23 protein-coding genes and 1 pseudogene are annotated in these 20,673 nt (G+C 30.3%); 6 read left to right on the forward strand and 18 right to left on the reverse strand.

What is annotated here, in order from left to right:
• Positions 1–165: 165 nt before the first annotated feature.
• The 5 genes and pseudogenes from B8063_RS07315 to xsc all read right to left on the reverse strand — a co-directional run.
• Positions 166–238: pseudogene (locus B8063_RS07315) on the reverse strand (type IV pilin protein); the annotation flags it as partial.
• Positions 239–305: 67 nt separating this feature from the next.
• On the reverse strand, positions 306–1,451 hold the full coding sequence (locus B8063_RS00600; RefSeq protein WP_075521337.1) for a pyridoxal phosphate-dependent aminotransferase: 1,146 nt from the start codon (positions 1,449–1,451) through the stop codon (positions 306–308).
• On the reverse strand, positions 1,451–1,660 hold the full coding sequence (locus B8063_RS00605; protein WP_075521336.1) for a hypothetical protein: 210 nt from the start codon (positions 1,658–1,660) through the stop codon (positions 1,451–1,453). The genes B8063_RS00600 and B8063_RS00605 overlap by 1 nt, the downstream gene beginning before the upstream one ends.
• On the reverse strand, positions 1,653–2,957 hold the full coding sequence (locus B8063_RS00610) for an NAD(P)/FAD-dependent oxidoreductase (RefSeq protein WP_085068500.1): 1,305 nt from the start codon (positions 2,955–2,957) through the stop codon (positions 1,653–1,655). Before B8063_RS00610 ends, B8063_RS00605 begins: the two co-directional genes overlap by 8 nt.
• 65 nt (positions 2,958–3,022) lie before the next feature.
• On the reverse strand, positions 3,023–4,807 hold the full coding sequence (gene xsc / locus B8063_RS00615) for a sulfoacetaldehyde acetyltransferase (protein ID WP_085068502.1): 1,785 nt from the start codon (positions 4,805–4,807) through the stop codon (positions 3,023–3,025).
• A 92-nt stretch (positions 4,808–4,899) separates the two neighbouring features.
• Here xsc and B8063_RS00620 point away from each other — a divergent pair, with 92 nt between their 5' ends.
• Genes B8063_RS00620 through B8063_RS00630 form a run of 3 tightly spaced genes read left to right on the forward strand, consistent with a single transcriptional unit; the run spans position 4,900 to position 7,454 of the window.
• Positions 4,900–5,187, forward strand: coding sequence for a UxaA family hydrolase (locus tag B8063_RS00620; RefSeq protein WP_075521334.1), 288 nt, complete (start codon positions 4,900–4,902; stop codon positions 5,185–5,187).
• A 1-nt stretch (position 5,188) separates the two neighbouring features.
• Positions 5,189–6,355 (forward strand): UxaA family hydrolase, encoded by a 1,167-nt coding sequence (locus B8063_RS00625; RefSeq protein WP_085068505.1) that lies wholly within the window; start codon positions 5,189–5,191, stop codon positions 6,353–6,355.
• A gap of 13 nt (positions 6,356–6,368) precedes the next feature.
• Positions 6,369–7,454: a YeiH family protein gene (locus B8063_RS00630; protein WP_085068507.1), complete on the forward strand. Its 1,086-nt coding sequence runs from the start codon at positions 6,369–6,371 to the stop codon at positions 7,452–7,454.
• On the opposite strand, the gene B8063_RS00635 is transcribed toward B8063_RS00630, so the two are convergent.
• The 12 genes from B8063_RS00635 to mnmA form a co-directional block, all read right to left on the reverse strand.
• Positions 7,451–8,539 (reverse strand): sulfite exporter TauE/SafE family protein, encoded by a 1,089-nt coding sequence (locus B8063_RS00635; protein ID WP_085068509.1) that lies wholly within the window; start codon positions 8,537–8,539, stop codon positions 7,451–7,453. The two genes, B8063_RS00630 and B8063_RS00635, sit on opposite strands and share 4 nt — an antisense overlap.
• Positions 8,540–8,781: 242 nt before the next feature.
• Positions 8,782–9,132, reverse strand: a complete 351-nt coding sequence (locus tag B8063_RS00640; protein ID WP_075521330.1) for a hypothetical protein — start codon at positions 9,130–9,132, stop codon at positions 8,782–8,784.
• A 15-nt stretch (positions 9,133–9,147) separates the two neighbouring features.
• Positions 9,148–11,007, reverse strand: coding sequence for an adenylyl-sulfate reductase subunit alpha (gene aprA, locus B8063_RS00645; RefSeq protein WP_085068511.1), 1,860 nt, complete (start codon positions 11,005–11,007; stop codon positions 9,148–9,150).
• Positions 11,007–11,477, reverse strand: a complete 471-nt coding sequence (gene aprB, locus B8063_RS00650) for an adenylyl-sulfate reductase subunit beta (RefSeq protein ID WP_085068514.1) — start codon at positions 11,475–11,477, stop codon at positions 11,007–11,009. Before aprB ends, aprA begins: the two co-directional genes overlap by 1 nt.
• Before the next feature lie 39 nt (positions 11,478–11,516).
• Complete coding sequence (locus B8063_RS00655; RefSeq protein WP_085068516.1) at positions 11,517–12,311, reverse strand: adenylyl-sulfate reductase; 795 nt, start codon at positions 12,309–12,311, stop codon at positions 11,517–11,519.
• 106 nt (positions 12,312–12,417) lie between these two features.
• Positions 12,418–12,816 (reverse strand): HIT family protein, encoded by a 399-nt coding sequence (locus B8063_RS00660; protein WP_085068518.1) that lies wholly within the window; start codon positions 12,814–12,816, stop codon positions 12,418–12,420.
• Positions 12,813–13,589, reverse strand: a complete 777-nt coding sequence (locus B8063_RS00665) for an aminotransferase class IV (RefSeq protein ID WP_085068520.1) — start codon at positions 13,587–13,589, stop codon at positions 12,813–12,815. Before B8063_RS00665 ends, B8063_RS00660 begins: the two co-directional genes overlap by 4 nt.
• On the reverse strand, positions 13,552–14,109 hold the full coding sequence (locus B8063_RS00670; RefSeq protein ID WP_075521324.1) for an aminodeoxychorismate/anthranilate synthase component II: 558 nt from the start codon (positions 14,107–14,109) through the stop codon (positions 13,552–13,554). Before B8063_RS00670 ends, B8063_RS00665 begins: the two co-directional genes overlap by 38 nt.
• A complete protein-coding gene (locus B8063_RS00675) occupies positions 14,106–15,320 on the reverse strand; it encodes a chorismate-binding protein (RefSeq protein WP_085068522.1) in 1,215 nt (404 codons plus the stop codon). The genes B8063_RS00670 and B8063_RS00675 overlap by 4 nt, the downstream gene beginning before the upstream one ends.
• Positions 15,298–16,521, reverse strand: a complete 1,224-nt coding sequence (locus B8063_RS00680; RefSeq protein WP_085068524.1) for an MFS transporter — start codon at positions 16,519–16,521, stop codon at positions 15,298–15,300. Before B8063_RS00680 ends, B8063_RS00675 begins: the two co-directional genes overlap by 23 nt.
• The gene (locus tag B8063_RS00685) at positions 16,518–17,693 is read right to left on the reverse strand and encodes a trans-sulfuration enzyme family protein (protein WP_085068526.1); all 1,176 of its coding nucleotides are present in this window, start codon (positions 17,691–17,693) and stop codon (positions 16,518–16,520) included. Before B8063_RS00685 ends, B8063_RS00680 begins: the two co-directional genes overlap by 4 nt.
• 167 nt (positions 17,694–17,860) lie before the next feature.
• Positions 17,861–18,979 (reverse strand): tRNA 2-thiouridine(34) synthase MnmA, encoded by a 1,119-nt coding sequence (gene mnmA / locus B8063_RS00690; RefSeq protein ID WP_085068528.1) that lies wholly within the window; start codon positions 18,977–18,979, stop codon positions 17,861–17,863.
• 41 nt (positions 18,980–19,020) lie between these two features.
• On the opposite strand from mnmA, the gene B8063_RS00695 reads away from it, so the two are divergent.
• From B8063_RS00695 to B8063_RS07200, 3 genes are read left to right on the forward strand one after another with little or no spacing between them, the layout of a single operon-like run.
• Positions 19,021–19,197, forward strand: coding sequence for a DUF3553 domain-containing protein (locus B8063_RS00695; protein WP_075521321.1), 177 nt, complete (start codon positions 19,021–19,023; stop codon positions 19,195–19,197).
• The gene (locus tag B8063_RS00700) at positions 19,190–19,969 is read left to right on the forward strand and encodes a 3'(2'),5'-bisphosphate nucleotidase CysQ (RefSeq protein ID WP_085068530.1); all 780 of its coding nucleotides are present in this window, start codon (positions 19,190–19,192) and stop codon (positions 19,967–19,969) included. The genes B8063_RS00695 and B8063_RS00700 overlap by 8 nt, the downstream gene beginning before the upstream one ends.
• A 3-nt stretch (positions 19,970–19,972) precedes the next feature.
• Entirely contained in the window at positions 19,973–20,119 is a 147-nt protein-coding gene (locus B8063_RS07200) for a hypothetical protein (RefSeq protein ID WP_179850028.1), read from the forward strand.
• On the opposite strand, the gene B8063_RS00705 is transcribed toward B8063_RS07200, so the two are convergent.
• On the reverse strand, positions 20,106–20,666 hold the full coding sequence (locus B8063_RS00705; RefSeq protein ID WP_232311399.1) for a regulatory protein RecX: 561 nt from the start codon (positions 20,664–20,666) through the stop codon (positions 20,106–20,108). The genes B8063_RS07200 and B8063_RS00705 overlap by 14 nt on opposite strands.
• Between the last annotated feature and the right edge of the window lie 7 nt (positions 20,667–20,673).

Here is a 20,673-nt window from a genome sequence, read left to right on the forward strand (position 1 = left end):
CTAATACATATGGACATATATCAACTATATTATTAAGTAAATTAACTTTTTCACCAACATTACATTTTTCAAATTCTGCTTTATATAATTTTACGAGCATATCATGACGAGACTTGACAGCATTTTTTTTTGCACTTGAGGTGTAGCCACTATAGGCAACTACACCTACTGCTGCCAATATCCCAATTATTGCTACAACAACTAACAGTTCAATTAAAGTGAAACCTTTTTGTTTCATAAAATAACATTATGTAATTATTGCTTAGGTTTATAGATATAATGTGATCAATTTGAGTGAATTAATTTTAATTATAACTAGACATAAATTTTTTAATTCTTTTAGCCCCTTCGATTATATCTTCAGTGCTTCTAGCGTAAGAAAATCTAATTGTATTTGCTCCCCTTTTTTGATCAAAATCTAAGCCTGGAGTTATAGCAACACCCGCTTCATCTAAAACTTTCTTACAAAAACTTAAACTATCATTGCTAAATTTAGATATATCAACATAAATATAAAAAGCTCCATCTGGTGGTGAAAAAGTTGTAAAGCCTGCTTTAGGTAATTCCTCTAATAAAATTTCTCTATTTTTTTTATAGACGTTTACATTTTGATCTAACTCTTCTTTAGCATCCAATGCAGCGAGAGCAGTAATTTGACTGGCATGTGGGGGACAAATAAATAAATTTTGTGAAACTTTTTCAACTTGTCTTACATGATCTTCTGGAACAATCATCCATCCAACTCTCCAACCTGTCATTGAAAAATATTTTGAAAAGGAATTTATTACATAGCAATGATCTGTTATTTCTAATGCTGAGACCGCTTTACTCTCATATTCTAATCCATGATATATTTCATCGCTAATAAAACTAACATTATGTTCTTTAGAACATTCAATTAATTTTCTTAGAGAAGATTTATTTAACATTGATCCAGTTGGATTAGCTGGAGATGCAACTAATACTCCATTTAAATTATTTTTCTTTATATCTTCTGAAGTGGGTTGATATTTGTTTTGAAGTTTTGTTTCTATATCAACAGGTACTAAATTTTGAGCTTTGAGGATTTGTCTATAACTTGGATATCCTGGAGATCCTATACCTACTCTCTCTCCTGCATCAAATAATGTTGCAAACGACAGTATAAATCCTCCAGAAGAACCTGTTGTAATAATTACTCGCTCTGGATTTAAATCAATATTGTACCAATCGCCATACAATTTTGAGATTCTAGATCGTAACTGAGGTAAGCCTAAGGTAACAGTATATCCAAGATTATTATTTTTTAATTCTTTTTTTATATACTCATTTGCAAGCTTTGGAGCAGGCGTACCTGGTTGCCCCACTTCCATATGAATAATTTTTTTACCTGCCTGCTCTGCTTTTCTAGCAGCTTCCATAACATCCATTACAATAAAAGGATCTACATTGGATCTTTTAGATTTTTTCATTATTTTATATTTTTATTGATCTCTTCTTCGCAAAAAACCTTGATTTCCTCTATGGGTTTATCTTTAAGTATTTTCTTTTGAGCAATCATACATGACTTGATAGATTTACTTTTGCTAAATTCCCCATATTTTCCTTTTGTAAAAAAAAGAAAAAGAAAAGCTGTTAGTATAATTAGAAAAATTTTTAAGTTTTTATTTATTTTAAACATCGGACCTTGCTCTAATTCTTTCGTAAGCTAATCTAGTGTAAATTCCTAGATTTAAAAAGGGTTGAGGTGGTAACCAATTAGGTTTTTTTCTATCTTGTATAACAGATATTTCATCAGATTGTTGGTCTGACGCCATTATTGCTATTTGTTCGCCAAATAAAGTTCCAACACCAATACCTGAGCCATTGTAACAACCTGCAGCATAAATATTATTGTCAATTTTTTCAAAAATTTGTGAACCGTTTCCACTTCGACAAACAATTCCAGACCAGCTATTTTCGATAATATTATCAGGTAAATTTGGAAATCTTTTTTTTATTCCAGTATGGTGTAATTGAGATCTTTTATTTAATTTTGATATGTCCATTGAATATGGATTTTCAACTTCAGCAGTATTTCTAATTAAAATTCTACGATCTTTAGTAGTTCTAACGGTTGCTCCCATGGGTCTAATTGGTAACACGCCCCACTCCTTTGGAGACCCTATTTCTTTAAATTCATTTTCTGTTAAAGGACGTGTCATGCTGGCTGTTAAAGTTATTGGAAAACTAAAATTTTTTTTTATATTTAATGATTTTAAAAACCCATTAGTACAAAAAATAATTTTTTTTGTTTTAATTTGATTTTTTTTAAATTGGCACTCAATATTATTTGTAACTTTTTTCCAATTTAATAATTCTGTATTTTCATATAATTCAACATTATCTGGCAAAGTGCCAACCATCGACCTTGCTAATTTTGCAGGATTTAAAAGTATACCGCCTTTTGTATAAACTCCAATTTTGTAAAAAGAAGTTCCTAACCTATCTTTAAGTTTTGATTTATCTAAAACTTCATTTTGAAAACCCAGTTCATTTAAGAGTTTACTAAATAGCATTGCTTTATCTTGATCTTTTAGATTTGAAGATGCAAAATATTTTCCACATTCATTCCAATCACAGTCTACTTGAAATTCTTTAATATATTTTTTGACTGTTTTAATACCTAAATCATAAATTTTTGTTTTAGTTTTATAATTATTGATATCTTTATTTGACGTAAATCCATCGTTTAATGTTGTATCCACTAAATAACCAGAGTTTCTTCCACTACCACCTTCACCAGCCAATTGTGCGTCTACAACTATAATTTTTGATTTTTTTTTAATTTCAGAAAGTTTTCTAGCTGCCGATAAACCAGTATATCCAGCGCCAACTATTAGATAATCACAAATTAAATTTTTTGATAATGTTTTAATGTTATTCCTAGTTTGAAGTTGATTTATCCAAACACAGCTATTGTCATTAGTTAGTCTCAAAATTTAAAGATTATGAAATAAAATATTATGTATATACAATATACATAATCGTGAGATTTGTTTAGTTAATTTGAGAGTGATTTTTGAGGTTTCATATCCTCTTTTTTGATTCCAGCTACACGAACAGGTTTTTTCATAGCATCTCTTCTAAACGGCTCACCTAATTCTTGATTTAATATAACCTCAATAAATGTTGTAATTCCTTGTTTTTGATCTTCACAAGATTGTTTAATGGCAGCTGTAGTTTCTTCCATTGTTTTAACAGTAACTCCCTTTAAACCGCAAGCAGTTGCCACTTTTGCATAACTTAATTCTGGATCAAGTTCTGTTCCAACAAAATTATCATCAAACCATAATATTGAATTTCTTTTTTCTGCACCCCACTGATAATTTCTAAAAATAACCATTGTTATTGCTGGCCACTCTTTTCTTGCACACGAACTCATTTCGTTCATAGATATTCCAAATGCACCATCACCTGCAAAACCAATTACTGGTGTATCAGGACACCCAATTTTTGCTCCTAAAATTGACGGAAAACCATATCCGCAAGGTCCAAATAAGCCAGGTGCTAAATACTTTCGTCCTTTTTCAAAAGTTGGATAAGCGTTTCCAATTGCACAGTTGTTTCCTATATCACTTGAAATAATCACATCTTCTGGCATTCCAACTTGAATTGCTCTCCATGCTTGTCGAGGAGACATTCGGTCTGAATCTCTCTCTCTTGCCTCTTTATTCCAAACTGTTCCTGGATCATCATCCTCATGATCTAGGCTAGTAAGAGTTTGTAGCCATGCAGATTTTGTTTGGTGTATTAAATTTTTTCTTTCGTCTCTATTGTTGTCGCCAGCGTTTGATGAAAGTTTTTGTAAAATTTGTTGTGAAACTAATTTTGCATCTCCACAAATTCCAACTGTAACTTTTTTTGTTAATCCAATCCTATCTGGGTTCATATCTACTTGAATTATAGTTGCATCTTTTGGCCAATAATCTATTCCATAACCTGGAAGAGTTGAAAATGGATTTAGTCTTGTACCTAATGCTAAAACTACATCAGCTTTTGAAATCAATTCCATTGCAGCTTTAGATCCATTGTAACCTAATGGTCCAACCGCTAAAGGATGGCTTCCTGGAAAACTATCATTATGTTGATATCCATTACAAACAGGGGCGTCTAATTTCTCAGCTAATTTTTTACAATCTTCTATGGCGCCACCAATTACTACTCCAGCTCCCGATAATATTACTGGAAATTTTGCATCTGATAACAATTTTGCTGCTCTATCAATTGCATCCTTACCTCCACCTTGTCTTTCAAATCTTACAATTGGTGGTAATTCAATATCAATTACTTGTGTCCAGTAATCTCTTGGTACATTTATTTGTGCAGGAGCTGATCCTCTGAATGCTTTTTCAATAACTCTATTTAAAACTTCAGCCATTCTAGAAGGATCTCTGACTTCTTCTTGATAACAAACCATGTCTTTGAATAAATTCATCTGTTCAACTTCTTGAAAACCACCTTGACCCATGGTTTTGTTTGCAGCTTGTGGAGTTACTAAAAGTAAAGGTGTGTGATTCCAATAAGCAGTTTTAATCGGTGTAACTAAACCTGTTATTCCAGGTCCATTTTGTGCAATGACCATTGACATTTTTCCTGTCGCTCTTGTGTATCCATCTGCAATCAATCCCCCATTTGTTTCGTGTGCTACGTCCCAAAAAGTAATTCCTGCTGAAGGAAAAATATCTGAAATTGGCATGAAAGCAGACCCAATAATTCCAAAAGCATGTTCTATACCATGCATCTGAAGAACTTTTACAAAAGCTTCCTCGGTTGTCATTTTAGTCATAATAATGATGTCCTAAATTCTATTTTTTTAATTGTTAAAGAGCCCGATTAATATATAAGTTGTTGCAAATTTCAAACAAAGAAATCGTCACAATGGCAAACACAGATATAATAATTCACGACGAAAAAGATAATGTAGGCGTGGTTGTTATAGAAAAAATTACACCAAGCCAAGATTGTAATTGTTGGGTAATGGAGAATGATAAATCTGTTAAAATTCAATCAATGGATGAAATCCCTTTAGGTCACAAAATAGCAATGATTGACTTAAATGAAGGAGATACGATTTTAAAATATGGACATGACATTGGTAAAGTCGTTAAGTCAATTAAAAAAGGTGAACACGTTCATGTTCATAATGTAAAAACTAAGAAGTGGTAAGATGGAAATTCCAAAAACATTTTTAGGTTATAAAAGAGAAGACGGCAGATCCGGAACAAGAAACCATGTGATAATACTTCCAGTGGATGATATTTCAAATGCTTGCGCAGAAGCAGTTGCAAATAACATTAAAGGGACAATCGCATTGCCTCATTCTTATGGAAGATTGCAATTTGGTGCTGATCTAGAATTGCACTTTAGGACTATGATCGGCACAGGAAGAAATCCAAATGTTGCAGCAGTAATAGTTATTGGTATTGAACCTAAATGGACTAAAAGAATTGTAGATGCAATTGCAGTAACTGGAAAACCAGTTGAAGGTTTTAGTATTGAAGGTGTTGGAGATATTGACACGATTGCGAAAGTTTCAAAAAAAGCACAAGAATTTTCAATTTGGGCATCTGAAAAACAGAGAGAGGAAAGACCAATAAGTGATTTATGGATTTCTGTAAAATGTGGAGAGTCAGATACAACATCTGGACTTGCATCAAACCCTACTGTTGGAAACTTAATGGATAAATTAGAACCTCTAGGTGTTCATTTGTGTTTTGGAGAAACTTCAGAACTAACTGGAGCTGAGACTGTATGTGAAAAAAGAGGAAAAACCCCAGAGGCACAAGAAAAGTTTAAAAAAACTTGGAATGCTTATAATGATTTTATTTTAAAAGAAGCAACGGATGATTTGTCTGAAAGTCAACCTACAGCTGGAAATATTGCAGGTGGTCTCACAACTATTGAGGAAAAAGCATTTGGTAATTTTCAAAAAATTGGTTCAAGACAATTTATAGATGTCTTGGAACCTGCTGAAGAACCAACTAAGGGGCCTGGTTTATATTTTATGGACACTTCATCAGCAGCCGCTGAATGTGTAACTTTGCAAGCGGCAGGTGGATTTAACATTCATTTATTTCCAACAGGACAAGGAAATATTATAGGAAATCCAATTGAGCCAGTCATTAAATTAACAGCCAATCCATTAACAGCAAAAACTATGAGTGAACATATTGATGTTGATGTATCTAAAATACTTTCAAGAGAAATGAACTTAGATCAAGCTGGAGATGAACTTATAAAAGCTACATTAAGAGTAGCTAATGGTAGACTTACATGCGCTGAAGCTTTAGGTCATAAAGAATTTGTGATGACTAAACTTTATAGAAGTGCATAAACTTTAACTATACTTGACTTTAAAACATCCTTTAAATTTATTACCTGGTATAATTTTAGCTTTTATACTTTATTCTTTTTCTGAAGGTTTAAATAATATTATTGGAATTGAATTGTTGGGATATGAAAAAAGTCCTATTTCAACAGCAATGATTGCAATTATTTTAGGATTAATTTTAGGGAATATTTTTAATATTAGGGAAGGTTTTTTAATTGGATTAGACTTTACTCAAAAGAATATTCTTAAACTTGGTATTATTTGTTTAGGAATTCAATTAAAACCTTTCGAATTTATAAAATTTGGATCAATTGCTATTCCTTTAATAATTGTTTGTATTATTAGTGTATTGATCGTCATAAAACTTCTCATTCAGAAACTCAAAATATCAAGAGGAATGTCATACTTAATTGCGATCGGTAGCACTGTCTGTGGAACAACAGCTATTATTGCAACAGCACCTGTAATTAACGCAAAGAAAAGTGAGGTGGCGTATGCTGTGGCAAATATGACATTGTTCGGTATTCTGGCAATGTTAATATATCCGTATTTTGCCAACATTTATTTTGATGGAGATCCATTGTTTGTTGGTTTATTTCTTGGAACTGCAATACACGAGACCTCACAAGTAGCAGCTGCTGGGCTTATTTACGATCAACAATTTAACAGTCCTGAAACCCTAAATATAGCAACAGTTACAAAGCTAATTAGAAATACATTTCTTGTTATAATGATTCCTTTGTTCGCTTATCTATATAATAGGGGTCAAAATAACGATCAAAAATATTCGATTGTTAAAATTTTTCCATATTTTGTATTAGGTTTTATTGCATTTATTATTTTAAGAAATATTGGAGATGTATTTTTCTATAATACAAATGTAGCAGGAAAAGAAATGTGGGTCGACTTTGTTAATACAATAAAAATTTCTTCAAAAATATTTTTAACAATGGCTATGGCTGCAATCGGATTATCTACAAATCTTAAAGACTTAAATAAAATGGGATACAAGCCGTTTATAGTCGGATTTGTATCTCTTTTAACTGTAGGATTCGTAAGTTTAGTTGCAATTAATTATTTAAGTGGAATAATTTTAAATTAAGAGGCTTTTAGTTTTGCTTCTCTAGCAGCATTCCACTTTGAAAAATAGTTTCTAATTACAGCAGCTCCTACTCCTAAAGCAACTGCTAATATAACTGAAGTAAGTCCGTAAAATATTGGTAAGTCTTTAGAATAATTTAAAATAAATTCTCCAATCTTTCCAAGACTCGTAGATCCATTAATTACTGTTTCAACGATTTTTTCTTCTTTAATAAATGTGTCGTAAGCAATTGCTATTCCAACGAGTAAAAGAAGAATTGCTAAAATTGTCTTAAATTCTGAGCTGTCAACTTTTTCTCCAAATTTTTGACCTAGTTGTACTCCTATAATTGATCCTAAAATAAGTACAAAAACTAAAACTAAATCAATTGTTCCATAATTAAATGCATGTAAAACTGTAACAATTGCACTAACAAATATAGTTACAAATAAAGATGTTCCTGGGATTAATTTTGTTGGCATTCCAATAATATAAATCATGGCAGGAACTAAAATAAATGCGCCTCCTACACCCATGATTGCAGCAATAAATCCAACAACTAATCCAATAATAATTGGTGTAAATGCACTTTCATATAATTTTGATTTTTTAAATCGCATTCTTAAAGGAAGACCATGTATCCAATAGTGTGTATGCAATTTTTTCTTTACTACAATTTTTTTTCTTGCCTTATCAATTTCGGATACGCCTTGAATTAACATTAATGTTCCAAGTATTGCTAGGATGTACATATAAGCCAGCGATATAACTACATTTATTTTTCCTATATCCTTAAAATAAGAAAAAGTTAAAATTCCAAGTAATGTTCCAATTGTTCCACCAACAACAATCATTAATCCCATTTTGTAATCTAAAGTACCCTTTAAATAATGTGTTGTAGATCCTGAAACAGATGTTCCTAAAATATTACTTGCTTCATTTGGAACTGCATAAGCGGGTGGAATACCTAAAAATATTAAGAACGGTGTCATTAAAAAACCTCCGCCCACACCAAATAATCCTGATAAAATTCCAACTACAAGACTTAATCCAAATATAAAAAGTAAATTTATTTCGACTTGAGCAATTGGAAGAAAATACTCCATGCTTTTTGATATTCCTCTAAAGAAATAAAGTCAACAATTTGCTTAAAATTAAAACCCTAAAAATGTGCTTATTACGATCACCGACCAGTAAATGCCTAAGCCAAAAAATACAAATGATTTTGCGTGATTTACGAAATAATTGATTGTGACTGATTTAATTTTTTTTGATTTTTTTATAAATATCTTAGCCACACCCGCCAATTAACACAAGTTTAATACTTTGCAAGAAATATTTGCTAAAATTAAAAAATTGTTGCTCCGAAGACTTTGACTTCGTCTCCCTCATCTCCTAAGACTAGCCTACCTAAGAAATCTCCAGATACTTCTGTGCTTGTCTGTTTATAGACTATGGTTACGTACTTCCCTCTTCTAAGACATCCTATTGCCTTACACCCTTCAGATAATGATGACAAAAGTTTATTAGTTGACCACTGTTTCCCTAGCTCGACTTCATTTGCTCCGTAAAGCATTTGTGAAGATAAATCCCTTGTAAATCCACCATAATCTTTAATATTTGAAGATTTAACAAGGTTTTGCCAGATAGGATCGGCAATACTTATAATTTCATTATCAGATTTATCGACAATACTCATTAGTAGGGTTGTTTATTAAGATGCTTGTTTCTTCTCTTTATCATCAACTATGTGATAAACCGGCTTTTTCTCCATTTCAAATTTACCTGTCTCAGGATCTCTTCTAGAAACGGTTAAACAATGCCAGTTTTCATCATCAAGCTTCATATGATCGCCTCTGTAATAATATCCAGGCCAACGTGTTTCCTCTCTAAATAGGGTATGATGAGTAACACATTGAGAGGTTACAGCTCTGTGTTTAAGCTCCCAAGCTCTCATTAATTGGTGATAATCCTCTGCTCCAACATTTTCTAGGTCTTCTTCTAAAATTTCAAGTTGTTCAATACCTTTTTTAAGAAGATTGTCGTTAGTCATGTAATTATTTGTCAAACCTCCACAGTATTCATCCATAATTTTTTGAAGCCTCTGCAGGCCTTGAATAGGAAGTATATAGCTTGGGGAAACAGTTCCACCAGTTATTTCGTTCCTTCCAACAGTATAATTCTCTATTGGTTTAAATATTTCCTCTTTCAACTTCTCTAATTGTTCATCAGAAACATGAATATCGTCAGCTTTTTTATCCTGAATATATTTAACAGCAGCTTTAGATGCCAATCTTCCCTCCGTAAATGAACCTGAAGAAAATTTATGTGCACTTCCACCAACTGCATCTCCAGCACCAAATAACCCATCTATTGTCATCATACGATTGTATCCCCAGAAATACTCATCAGGAGCAATATCCTCTGGTCCACTTACCCATGCCCCAGAACATGTTGCGTGAGATCCCATTACATATGGCTCTGAAGTTGTTAACTCTGGATTAGTGTATTTTGGATCAATATTTTGAGATGCCCAAACAACTGCTTGTCCAACTGTCATCCCTAAGAAATTTTCCCATCCAACTGTCTCTAAATGAGGATCTTGGAATGCTTCTTTGGTAACCATGTGAATTGGTCCACCACCTGCAGCTGTTTCTTGAATAAATGCATGATTTCTTAAACATGTTGGGGTTGGATGATGGTCTATATATTCTCCAACAAGTTTCTTAGTAGCATCATACCATTTCTTTTCATAATTCTCGCCATTTGCATTTTGAGTATATGTTTTTAAATGTAAAAAATATGCTCCAACAGGACCATATCCATCCTTAAATCTACAAAGCACAATCCTATTTTCCATTTGTGTCATTTTAGCACCAGCTTGAATCGGCAATGCATATGCAGATCCGTTACTCCAAGGCGCATACCATGTTCTTCCCATACCTTCCCCTACTGCTCTTGGTTTAAAGATATGTGAAGCTCCACCAGCAGAGACAACGACAGTTCTAGACTTAAACACATGGAAATTTCCTGTTCTGACATTGAAACCAACAGCTCCAGCTATTCGGTTTGGATTTTTTTCATCTTTTAAAAGATGAGTAATCATTATTCTATTATAAATCTTATCAGCAGATTTTTTTGCAGCTTCAGCTACAATTGGTTTATAACTTTCACCGTGGATCATTATCTGCCACTTACCCTCTCTTTGATATCTACCAGTCTCTTTATTTTTCATCATTGGAAGACCCCATTCATCAAACATATGAACAGTTGAGTCTACGTGACGAGCCATATCGTAACCTAAGTCTTCTCTTACTAATCCCATTAGATCATTTCTAGCGTACCTTACGTGGTCTTCTGGCATATTCTCACCCCACTGCATTCCCATATAGCAGTTAATAGCGTAAAGACCTTGAGCAACTGCACCACTTCTATCGATATTTGCTTTCTCTACGCAGATAATTTTTAGATCTCTTCCCCAGTGTCTTGCTTCGAATGTTGCGCCTGTACCAGCCATACCTCCGCCGACAACAAGAACATCACATTCTTCTATAATTGTTTTGTGTTTAGCCATTAATAGTAAACACCTTGCTTAAATGAATTTTTATCTAAGGTTGGTAGTTCTTTTTCAGTATTTAAACCTTGTGGCTCATTGTATAAAATTTGTGAATTTATTTCTCCTTGGTTTGGAGTGTCTGCTTCAGCTAATTTTGGAATAAATTTACCCCAAGGCTTAGTTGTTATTGGTGATACAAAATTTTTCTCTGTACCATTTCTAAATTTAATTCTCCAAGAGATCGTGCCTTTTTCCTCTTCTCTTCTAACTCTTACACTATGACCCATCGGTGCAAAATCTGCATATCCTCTCACATCAATTGCATGATTTGGACATGCTTTCACACATGAATAGCACTCCCAACAAAAATTTGGTTCAATATTTTTTGCTCTTCTTATGGTCTCGTCTATGTGCATGATATCTGATGGACAAATATCTACACAATGTCCGCAACCATCACATCTCGTCATATATACAAATGTTGACATATCTATTTATTACCTTTCTTAAAAAATTTATCAATCATATTAATAATGCTTTGGTGCCTCACGTTTTATTCCAAGACCATATTGTTCTGGAGCTTCAGCTGGTGGAGGCAAATTATCTCTTGAACCATCAGCTTCTGCTAAATTTTTTTGAATAGCCGCACCAGGCTTGTAGAACATATGTGCAAATTTCGACCAATAAACACCACCGAATAAAACTATATTAGCAACTGCAAACAAAACTAAAAATAAAACACTTAAACCTGATGAGCCAGAATATTGAAAGTAGGACCACGCTAAACCAAAAGTCGATGATAATACTAATGCTAAAACAAATAAATCTGCTTTTATAATTCTAAAAACTGAGTGTGCTTCAGCAGAAACATCCACTCTTAAAAAAAACCAAAACCAATATGCTCCTAAGCATGTTAATAAAGCACCTACATGCCAAATAATTGGCCATATAGATGGAGTGATTGCATTTGGTGAAGAATAACCGAATATCATTACTCCTGAGCCAATCCAAAATAGTATTGTTCCATACATTCCTAAAACATGTGCTACTCTTCTTTTTCCTAATCCTAATTCAGATGTTGTACCAATATCATGAACAACAGTTTTTGAAATAATTGCAGTTTTTTCTCCAAAACTTAATTCTCTACTTGCAGCTTTTTTTGCCTTCTTAGCGTTATTAAAAAAGTACTTCACGTTTTTTTTATGAATAATGTCCATGAGTGTTCCAATTACAACTAAAGCTAACATTAATAAAACAAAGCCTTGCAAAGCAATTGATGGAACTGTTGAAGAGAGAACAGCAAATGGGTTGGTTGTGAACATATTATTATCTCCGCTAAATATAATATTTTAAATAGCTCTTAATCTATAAAAAATATTAGTTCAACTGACTAATAATCCCATCTAAAGAAAAAAATGTTAATAAAGTTTACTTTTTTCTTACATAATGCTGTTTTGATGAAATTACAGCCCTTACTCCTCCCTGAGGATTTTTAACATCATTAATCCTTCTTGGAATCAGATGAATGTGACAGTGATTTATAGATTGTCCAGCTGCTTTGCCTGAATTAGTACCAATATTAAATCCCTTTACAGATTTATCTTTTTTTTCGATATTTTTTTTTAATTTTTTAATCAGTTTATTGCATGCTAAAATTTCTTTTAGTGTTAGGTCAAAATAACTCTTAACACATCTTTTAGGAATAATAAGTGAGTGAAATTTTGAAACAGGATAAGTATCTTTGGTTACATAAGCCAATTCATTTTCAAAAATAAAGTCTTTTTTTTTTGGAAAACAAAAAATACATGGATTATTTGGATCTCTCATAAATAATTGCTTAAAATTTTTTGTTGCATTATTTGAATTTTATATTTTTTCAAAAAATTTTTATATGATTTATAATTTTTTCTCTTCCAATTTTTCTCTTTTATAGATTTTACAGTAGATACTCCTTTTCCAGACCCAATCAAAAGAATTTCATCATACTGACTTAAACTTTCTATATAAATATTTGTTTTTTTTATTTTAAACTGCTTATCAAAAAACTTAAGATTAACTCCTTTGTAAAATTTATTTATCGGAGAAAAATATTTATTCTTTTTAATAAAAATAATGTTTGAAGTTCCTGTCTCAAGAATTTTTCCTTTTGAACAAAGTGCAATATCATTTTTTGTATTATCCATTTTTGATAAATTTTTTAAGATAAATTTATATTTAAGATTTTTATGCTCAGGATTAATTCTGTTATAATTAACTAATTTTAATTCAAGATTTTTTTTAATTTTTAACTTATCTCTTAATGAAATTGATATTAAATTTTTAGTTACAGCAATCCTCAATAGGTGATTATATTTTTTTTGTTTATTTAAATTTGATTTGATTACCTTAAATATATTTGCTTTTAAGTTTTTGTCATAAATTTTATAAGTTTTCGTAGATTTAATTAGATTTGTAATATGCTCTTTAAAAAACAAAATCTTTTGAGGTTTTCCATAAATCCACATTGTTGTAAAAACACCATGAGCATTCCATAGATCTTTAAATTCTTTTTCCTTAAGATCTTTACGATTGTAAGATTTTTTTAATAAGTATTTTACCATTTGTTGTTAAAAAAGATTCTGGATGAAATTGAAATCCATATACATCATCTTTCTGATTTTCAAAAGCCATAGCAACATTAGATTCTTTAGATCTCATTGTAATTTGAAAGTTTTTTGATTTAAAAGGCTCTTTTAATTTTAAAGAATGATAACGCCCAACTTTAAATTTCTTGTATTTACTAAAAATTGATCCTTTAGACACAACTTTTACCTCAGACTGATATCCATGAAAAATCTTATTTTGTTTTATAATTTTTGCATTTTCACAATATAAAATTTGCTGAAAACCTAAACAAATGCCAATAATTTTTTTTTTACCTTTATATCTCTTATAAATTTTTGAGGTCAACGGATAATCAGATGGAGATCCAGGTCCTGGAGAAAATACAATAGTGTTTGCTTTATTTAATTTTTTTGTGTCAATTTCAAAATAATTAGAACAATAAACTTCATCAAAAGCAGAAAATTGGTGAACAACATTCCAAGTAAAAGAATCTTCATGATCAATAATGTAAATCATTTAAATAGTTCCAATAAAGATTTTGCTTTTATGTAATTTTCATTAAATTCTTTTCTTGCCTGACTGTCTAAAACAACACCAGATGCTGCGGAAATCTCTGAAAAATTTTTATAATTTAATATAGATCTAATTATTAAATTAAATCTCATGTCTTTATTGAATTTAATATATCCAAAACTCCCTGTAAAAATATTTCTTTCTTCGTTTTCTTGTTCATTTAATAATTGAAGTGTTTTAATTTTTGGACAACCGATTACGGATCCTCCTGGCATCATTGATTTTATAATATCTTTAATTTTAACATTTTTATTAATTTTTCCTACAATGCTAGTAACGTAATGATATAGGTGCTTATATTCTTCAACATACTTTTCTTTTCGAATAGTTACTGAACCAGGCTTACATATTCTCGATAGATCATTTCTCTCCATATCTACGATCATATTATGTTCTTTGGTCTCTTTAATATTATTTTTGAAATATTTATATGCAGAATTAATTGAGGTTTTTTTATTTTTTTTTAAAGTACCTGCTATTGGTTTTGTAATTATGTTATTCCCTTTTTTTTCAATTAAAGTTTCTGGCGAGCAACTAACTATTGAATAGTCTTTATCTCTTATCATAAAAGATTCAGGTGCAGCGTTCACTTTCATTAGTTTCCAAAAGAAATTTAAAGGGTTTATTTGAGATTTATTTTTGTACTTTGTGCAAATTTTTATTTGATATGTCTCCCCTTTTCTTATTTTTTTGGAAAATAAATCAAATATTTTTTTATACTTTTCAAAACTTATATTGGTTTTAAATGGTGATAGAATTTTAGTTGAGTTGAATTGATCTTTAAATTTATGTTTCTTGATATTAGATGTAATACTGATTTTATCTCTTATTTTTATTAATGTTTCTGGTTTGTAAAATATACCTTTATAAAAATTTATTTTTTTTTGATTTTTAATTTTTAATCCAATTAAATTACATAAAATTTCATACCCAAAAAATCCAATAAAAATATCAGTTTCTTTTGTATATTTTTTATTATTAAAAAAATTAAAAAAACTATTTATGTTATTATTATTTAAAATTAATCTTTTTGAAAAATCTGTATAAATATTATAACCGTTTGAAACCTTATAAATAATCAAACTTTTGTTTGAATTGTATAGCTTATCTAAATAAGGATTAAATTTTAGTTTATATTTTTTGTAATCTCTCAACTGGTTTTTCTATAATTGGTAAATGTATTATTGCTGCAAATATAGATAGTAATATTGCTAAATACCATGCGTAATCATATGATCCATATAAGTCATGGAATAAACCACCTAAATATGCGCCAAAGAAAGAACCAATTTGATGGCTTAAAAATACAATTCCATAAAGAAGACCTAAATATTTAGTGCCAAATAAGTGAGCAACAATGCCACTAGTTGCAGGTACAGTCGACAACCATAAAAAACCAAAGCTTGCGCCAAATATAAATGCAGAAAGAACGTTTGGAGGAGTAAATATGAAAAACGCAATCGAAAAACCTCTTAAAAGATAAATCGCACTTAAAAGAACTTTCTTACTAATTTTCGTTGAAAGGTAGCCACTTAATAATGAACCAAAAATATTAAATAAACCGATCAGGGATAGAATTGCTGCTGCAGTCCAGTCTTCTAAACCTCTATCAATTACATATTTTGGAACATGTGTTCCAACTAATGTAATGTGAAATCCACAAACAAAAAAGCCTGAAACAAGTAAAATATAACTCTTTGATTTAAATGCTTCGCTGAGGGCTTCTTTAAAAGATTGATCAGATCGGTTTTCTACAATTTCATTTTCTTTTGGAGATCTAACAAAATAAGCTGCGATTAAACCTGTGACCAAAAATAGAGAAAATAAAAACAATGTATAATTCCAACCATATTCAATAAGTGAATAATTTGTAAATATTGGAGATATAAAATATCCAAATGATCCAACTGCTGTAACAATACTCATGGCAATTGTTCTATTAGATAATGGAAAGTGTTTACCAACTATCGACATTGGAATACTAATAGCCGTTCCTCCTAATCCAATTCCTATTAACAATCCTAAATGAATTTGAAAAAATATTCCTGTATTTGGACCAGAGTATAAAAAATAAACTCCAAATGTATAAAATAAAAAAGATGAAATGATTGCAACGTGTCCACCAAAACGATCAGCAATTGCTCCAAAAATTGGACCGGTTAGTCCCCACATCAACATTTGAGTTCCGATTGCAAAACCAAATGCTGTGTTACTAATATTTAAACTTTCATTAAAATCTATAAAAAACAAACCAAAAGTTTGTCTTACTCCTAAAGAGATTAAAACAACAAAACATGCCGCAAAAAGAGTAACTATTGCAGTATTTGAATGGAAAAATTTTTTTTCAGTATTCATTTTAGATGTTTAAGAGCCTGCTTGATATCATTTATTATATCTTTGGGATCTTCTAAACCTATATGAAGTCTGACTAAGTGTTCATCTTTCTCTAATTTAAGGTAATTTCTTTTTCCAATCTCTAAATTGCTTTGATGTAATGCTAAACTTTCAAATCCCCCCCAGCTATAACCATAACCAAAAAGCTTTAGAGAGTTCACGAATTTTGTAACTGATTTTTTATTTTTTGATTTAATTTTTAATCCCATTAATCCAGATGATCCAGAATAATATTTTTTCCACATTTTAAAATTCTGTGAATTTTTTTTGTAAGGATATAATAATTTTATATTTTTATATTTAGATAAAAACGCAGCAACTTTTTTTGCATTATCTTGGTGTTTGTCCAGTCTTACATCTAATGTTCTTAGCCCTCTAGTTATCAAATAGGCATCATCTGGTCCCAATCTTAATCCAGTTACATTATCTGCGAGTTGTACTTTTCTAAAAACTCTTTTATTTACTGCTAAAGAACCTCCCATTACATCTGAATGACCTGAATAGTATTTGGTTGCTGAAACAATGGACATGTCAAAACCTAATTTAATTGGCTTTAGAAAATATGGTGTTCCCCATGTATTATCTATTGCTGTATAAATTTTATGTTTTTTTGCAATTTGAATTATTTTAGACAAATCTTGAAAGTCAAAAGTATTGCTACCAGGATTTTCTACAAAAATAAGTTTAGTATTTTTTGATATATTTTTTCTAAGTGTATTTAAATCGCTTGGATTATAAAAAATTGTTTTGATATTAAAATCTTTTAAAAAATCCTGTGTTAATCTTCTAGTTGGTTTGTAAGATGGATCAGCTACAATAATTTCGTCACCAGGTCTTACTAAGCTGAATATAGCAAGAAAAATTGCGCCAAATCCAGTAGGAGTTAAAAAAACATGATAACTTTCCTCTAGTTTTGTTAAAATTTTTTGTAAGATATAAGTTGTGGAAGTTCCTTGTCTTCCATAATCAAAATGTCCTCCAATAGGATTTTTTCTAAATTTAGACTGGGTTTTTCTTATATCTTGCATTGACTTAAAAATTATTGTCGATGCTCGAACTACCGGTGGATTAACTGACTGATTGTGAAAATCTTTTGCTGTGTGCTTTAAAAATGTTTTAAAGGTGCTAGTCATATTTAAATTTGATTATTTTAAGGACAATGCTATATCAACCGAATAAGTCAATAAAATAGTAAAATTAAGGAGAATATGGGATACCCAAAAAAACATAGAGGCCGAAGAAAAATGGGCTCTAAAAAGAGAAGAGCTAGAAAAAAAAATAAGAAAAAATAATCTACCTTTTAATTTTTAATCCAACCACCACCAAGAACTTTGTGACCAATTTGGTCTTTATTATAAAAGACACAGGCTTGTCCTGGTGAAATTCCGTTTTCTGAATTAACTAAATTAACTTCTGCTTGATTATATTCTTTTAATAAAATTTTAGCTTCTAATAATTTTCCCGTTGATCTTACTTTAACAAATATTTCCTTTTCAAGCTCTTCTTTTTTACACAAAAGATTTAAATCTCTTAAATGAATTTTTGTTTTGGCTAATTTTTCTTTAGGGCCTATAATTATTTCATTCTTATCTGAGTCTATTCGGATAACATATAAAGCTTCTTTATCTGAAACCTTTATTCCCCTTCTTTGACCTATTGTAAAATTTATAATTCCATCATGAACACCTACAACCTCTCCATTTAAGTTTTTAATATTTCCTTTTTGAAAAGATTCAGGTTTAAATTTTTGTATTACAGAGGCATAATCTCCATTTGGAACAAAACAAATATCCTGGCTATCAGGTTTATCAGCTACATTAAGTTCAAGCTTTTTTGCAATTTCTCTAGTAGTATCTTTTAGCATTCCCCCTAAAGGAAACCTTAAGTAATTTAATTGCTCTCGAGTTGTATTAAATAAAAAATAACTCTGATCTCGATTTTCATCAATTGCTCTATACATATTTGTAGATTCATTCTCAGTAACACTTTTCACATAATGACCCGTTATCATAGCATCGGCTTTTAATTCTTTTGATACTTCAAACAAATCCCTAAATTTTACTGTTTGGTTGCATTGAACACAAGGTATAGGTGTTTCTCCTTTAAGGTAGCTATCTACAAAATTATCAATAACTCCTTGTTTAAATTTGTTTTGGTAGTACAAAATTTTATGTTCAATATCTAATTTATGCGCTACTCTTTTTGCATCCATTATATCTTGTCCAGAACAACATTGTTTTGAAGCAGCAACCTCTTTACCATCATCATAAAGTTTAAGAGTAATGCCTATTACATTATAACCTTCTTTTTTCATCATACCTGCGACAGTAGAAGAGTCGACGCCACCTGACATTGCAACAACAACAGTTGTATCAGACGGTTTTTTCTTTAAACCAATTGAATTAATTTCATTATTCATTTTGTGGTATTTATACTTAATTCTAATATAAGTGAAATTAAATGATTTTAGATTTTGAACCAGGTGACAAAGTAATTAACCCTAGTAATAAAAACTGGGGTATTGGACAAGTTCAATCAATTATAAAAGAAAAGGTGACTGTAAACTTTGAAAACGTAGGTAAAAAAGTAATAAATTGTAAAAATATAGAATTAGAAAAAATCTACAATAATGAATGAAATTAATATTAAAGACGTAATCATAAATTTAATAGATACTTTTTTTTATGCAGGTAAAGTGTCACTGGAACTTAGAGAAAAAGGATTAACCAAGGAAATTAAATCAGACAATACTCCAGTTAGTAATGGTGATTTGGAAGTAAATAAAATAGTTACTCAAAAACTTTTGGAGCTTACCCCCAATATTCCAATTGTATCTGAGGAAACATCTCACAATAAATCCTCAAGTAATTTAGAAAATTTTTGGCTTGTTGATCCAATAGACGGTACATACGATTATATAAATGATTTAGAAGAATTTACTATTAATGCAGGATTAATTTTAAATAGAAAACCTGTTGCTGGACTTATAAATGCACCAGCAAAAAATCGAATGTTTTACACCTATGGCAAAAATGATGCTTACGAACTAACAAATGGAAAAGAAATTAAGTTAGATTGTTCAAAAAAGACTAAAAAAGAATTTGTCAAAGTTGTTTCTTACTCAAATAAAATTAAGCCAGAAATTGAAAAAATCCATAATCTTTTAGGAGTTAATGAATTTGTGAGAATGAAAAGCTCATACAAATTTTGTGTAATAGCTACAGGAGAATATGATGGATATGTTGCTGAACCTAGAGCATGTGAATGGGATATTGCTGCTGGTCATGCTTTACTAGAAAATGCTGGAGGTACAATTACAGATTTTGAAGGTAATGAAATTTTATATGGAAAAGAAAATTTTAAAAATCCAAGTCTTATTCTGAAAAGAAGTGAAGATTTAAAATATTAGTAAATGAGTGAGCAATTAAGAATAATTTTAATTATAATTGTTTCTGTTTCAATATTTGGTTTGTTGGTTTTTGTATTTGTTAAAAATTATATAAAAAATAAAATTCAATATTATCTCGAAGAAAAAAATAAGAAAATTAAAGAAGATTAATTATTTTTATATATTCATCTTTATCAAGATCCATCACTCTTCTAGATACTTCAAAATCAAATCCTGATCTAGCCAATACCCCCATATCCTTTTTATAAAACAAAGGTCTATTATCTTCTTGTCTTGAGGGCCCAATTCTTTTTTTTTTACATATTTTGATTGCAGAAAAAAAATCTTGATCTTCATTATTCTCGCGAATTTGATCAATTGTATTTTTTATATATTTATCACCTACACCTTTTCCAATTAAATAGTTTCTAATTTTGTTTATTGAAGAACCTCTCTGTATTAGACTTTTTGCTTTAGATTCTGAATAAAATTTGTCGTTGATGAATTTAGATTTTTCTAAGTCTTCTAGTACTATATCTATTAAATTTGAAACGTTGCTTCTGTTTATAGGAGTTTTAGATTTTAAATATTTTTTTAGAAGGTATGTTTTTAATTGTTGTTTTGAGGGAGCAAATTTTTCAATATAATTAAACGCAAAATTCCTCATTTCTTCTACCGTAACCTCTAATGTTTTTTTTTTATTTTTTATAGGAATCATCAGTTCA

Origin of the sequence: Candidatus Pelagibacter sp. RS40, assembly GCF_002101295.1 — a bacterium.
Lineage (GTDB): Bacteria > Pseudomonadota > Alphaproteobacteria > Pelagibacterales > Pelagibacteraceae > Pelagibacter.

Coding starts and splice junctions, on each gene's coding strand:
- xsc (WP_085068502.1), bottom strand. CDS start 4,807: ATGACTAAAATGACAACCGAGGAAGCTTTTGTAAAAGTTCTTCAGATG.
- aprB (WP_085068514.1), bottom strand. CDS start 11,477: ATGTCAACATTTGTATATATGACGAGATGTGATGGTTGCGGACATTGT.
- B8063_RS07200 (WP_179850028.1), top strand. CDS start 19,973: ATGAGTGAGCAATTAAGAATAATTTTAATTATAATTGTTTCTGTTTCA.
- B8063_RS00685 (WP_085068526.1), bottom strand. CDS start 17,693: ATGACTAGCACCTTTAAAACATTTTTAAAGCACACAGCAAAAGATTTT.
- B8063_RS00635 (WP_085068509.1), bottom strand. CDS start 8,539: ATGGAGTATTTTCTTCCAATTGCTCAAGTCGAAATAAATTTACTTTTT.
- B8063_RS00670 (WP_075521324.1), bottom strand. CDS start 14,109: ATGATTTACATTATTGATCATGAAGATTCTTTTACTTGGAATGTTGTT.
- B8063_RS00655 (WP_085068516.1), bottom strand. CDS start 12,311: ATGTTCACAACCAACCCATTTGCTGTTCTCTCTTCAACAGTTCCATCA.
- B8063_RS00605 (WP_075521336.1), bottom strand. CDS start 1,660: ATGTTTAAAATAAATAAAAACTTAAAAATTTTTCTAATTATACTAACA.
- B8063_RS00600 (WP_075521337.1), bottom strand. CDS start 1,451: ATGAAAAAATCTAAAAGATCCAATGTAGATCCTTTTATTGTAATGGAT.
- B8063_RS00665 (WP_085068520.1), bottom strand. CDS start 13,589: ATGGTAAAATACTTATTAAAAAAATCTTACAATCGTAAAGATCTTAAG.
- B8063_RS00695 (WP_075521321.1), top strand. CDS start 19,021: ATGATTTTAGATTTTGAACCAGGTGACAAAGTAATTAACCCTAGTAAT.
- B8063_RS00700 (WP_085068530.1), top strand. CDS start 19,190: ATGAATGAAATTAATATTAAAGACGTAATCATAAATTTAATAGATACT.
- B8063_RS00625 (WP_085068505.1), top strand. CDS start 5,189: ATGGAAATTCCAAAAACATTTTTAGGTTATAAAAGAGAAGACGGCAGA.
- B8063_RS00705 (WP_232311399.1), bottom strand. CDS start 20,666: ATGATTCCTATAAAAAATAAAAAAAAAACATTAGAGGTTACGGTAGAA.
- B8063_RS00680 (WP_085068524.1), bottom strand. CDS start 16,521: ATGAATACTGAAAAAAAATTTTTCCATTCAAATACTGCAATAGTTACT.
- B8063_RS00640 (WP_075521330.1), bottom strand. CDS start 9,132: ATGAGTATTGTCGATAAATCTGATAATGAAATTATAAGTATTGCCGAT.
- B8063_RS00660 (WP_085068518.1), bottom strand. CDS start 12,816: ATGAGAGATCCAAATAATCCATGTATTTTTTGTTTTCCAAAAAAAAAA.
- B8063_RS00620 (WP_075521334.1), top strand. CDS start 4,900: ATGGCAAACACAGATATAATAATTCACGACGAAAAAGATAATGTAGGC.
- mnmA (WP_085068528.1), bottom strand. CDS start 18,979: ATGAATAATGAAATTAATTCAATTGGTTTAAAGAAAAAACCGTCTGAT.
- aprA (WP_085068511.1), bottom strand. CDS start 11,007: ATGGCTAAACACAAAACAATTATAGAAGAATGTGATGTTCTTGTTGTC.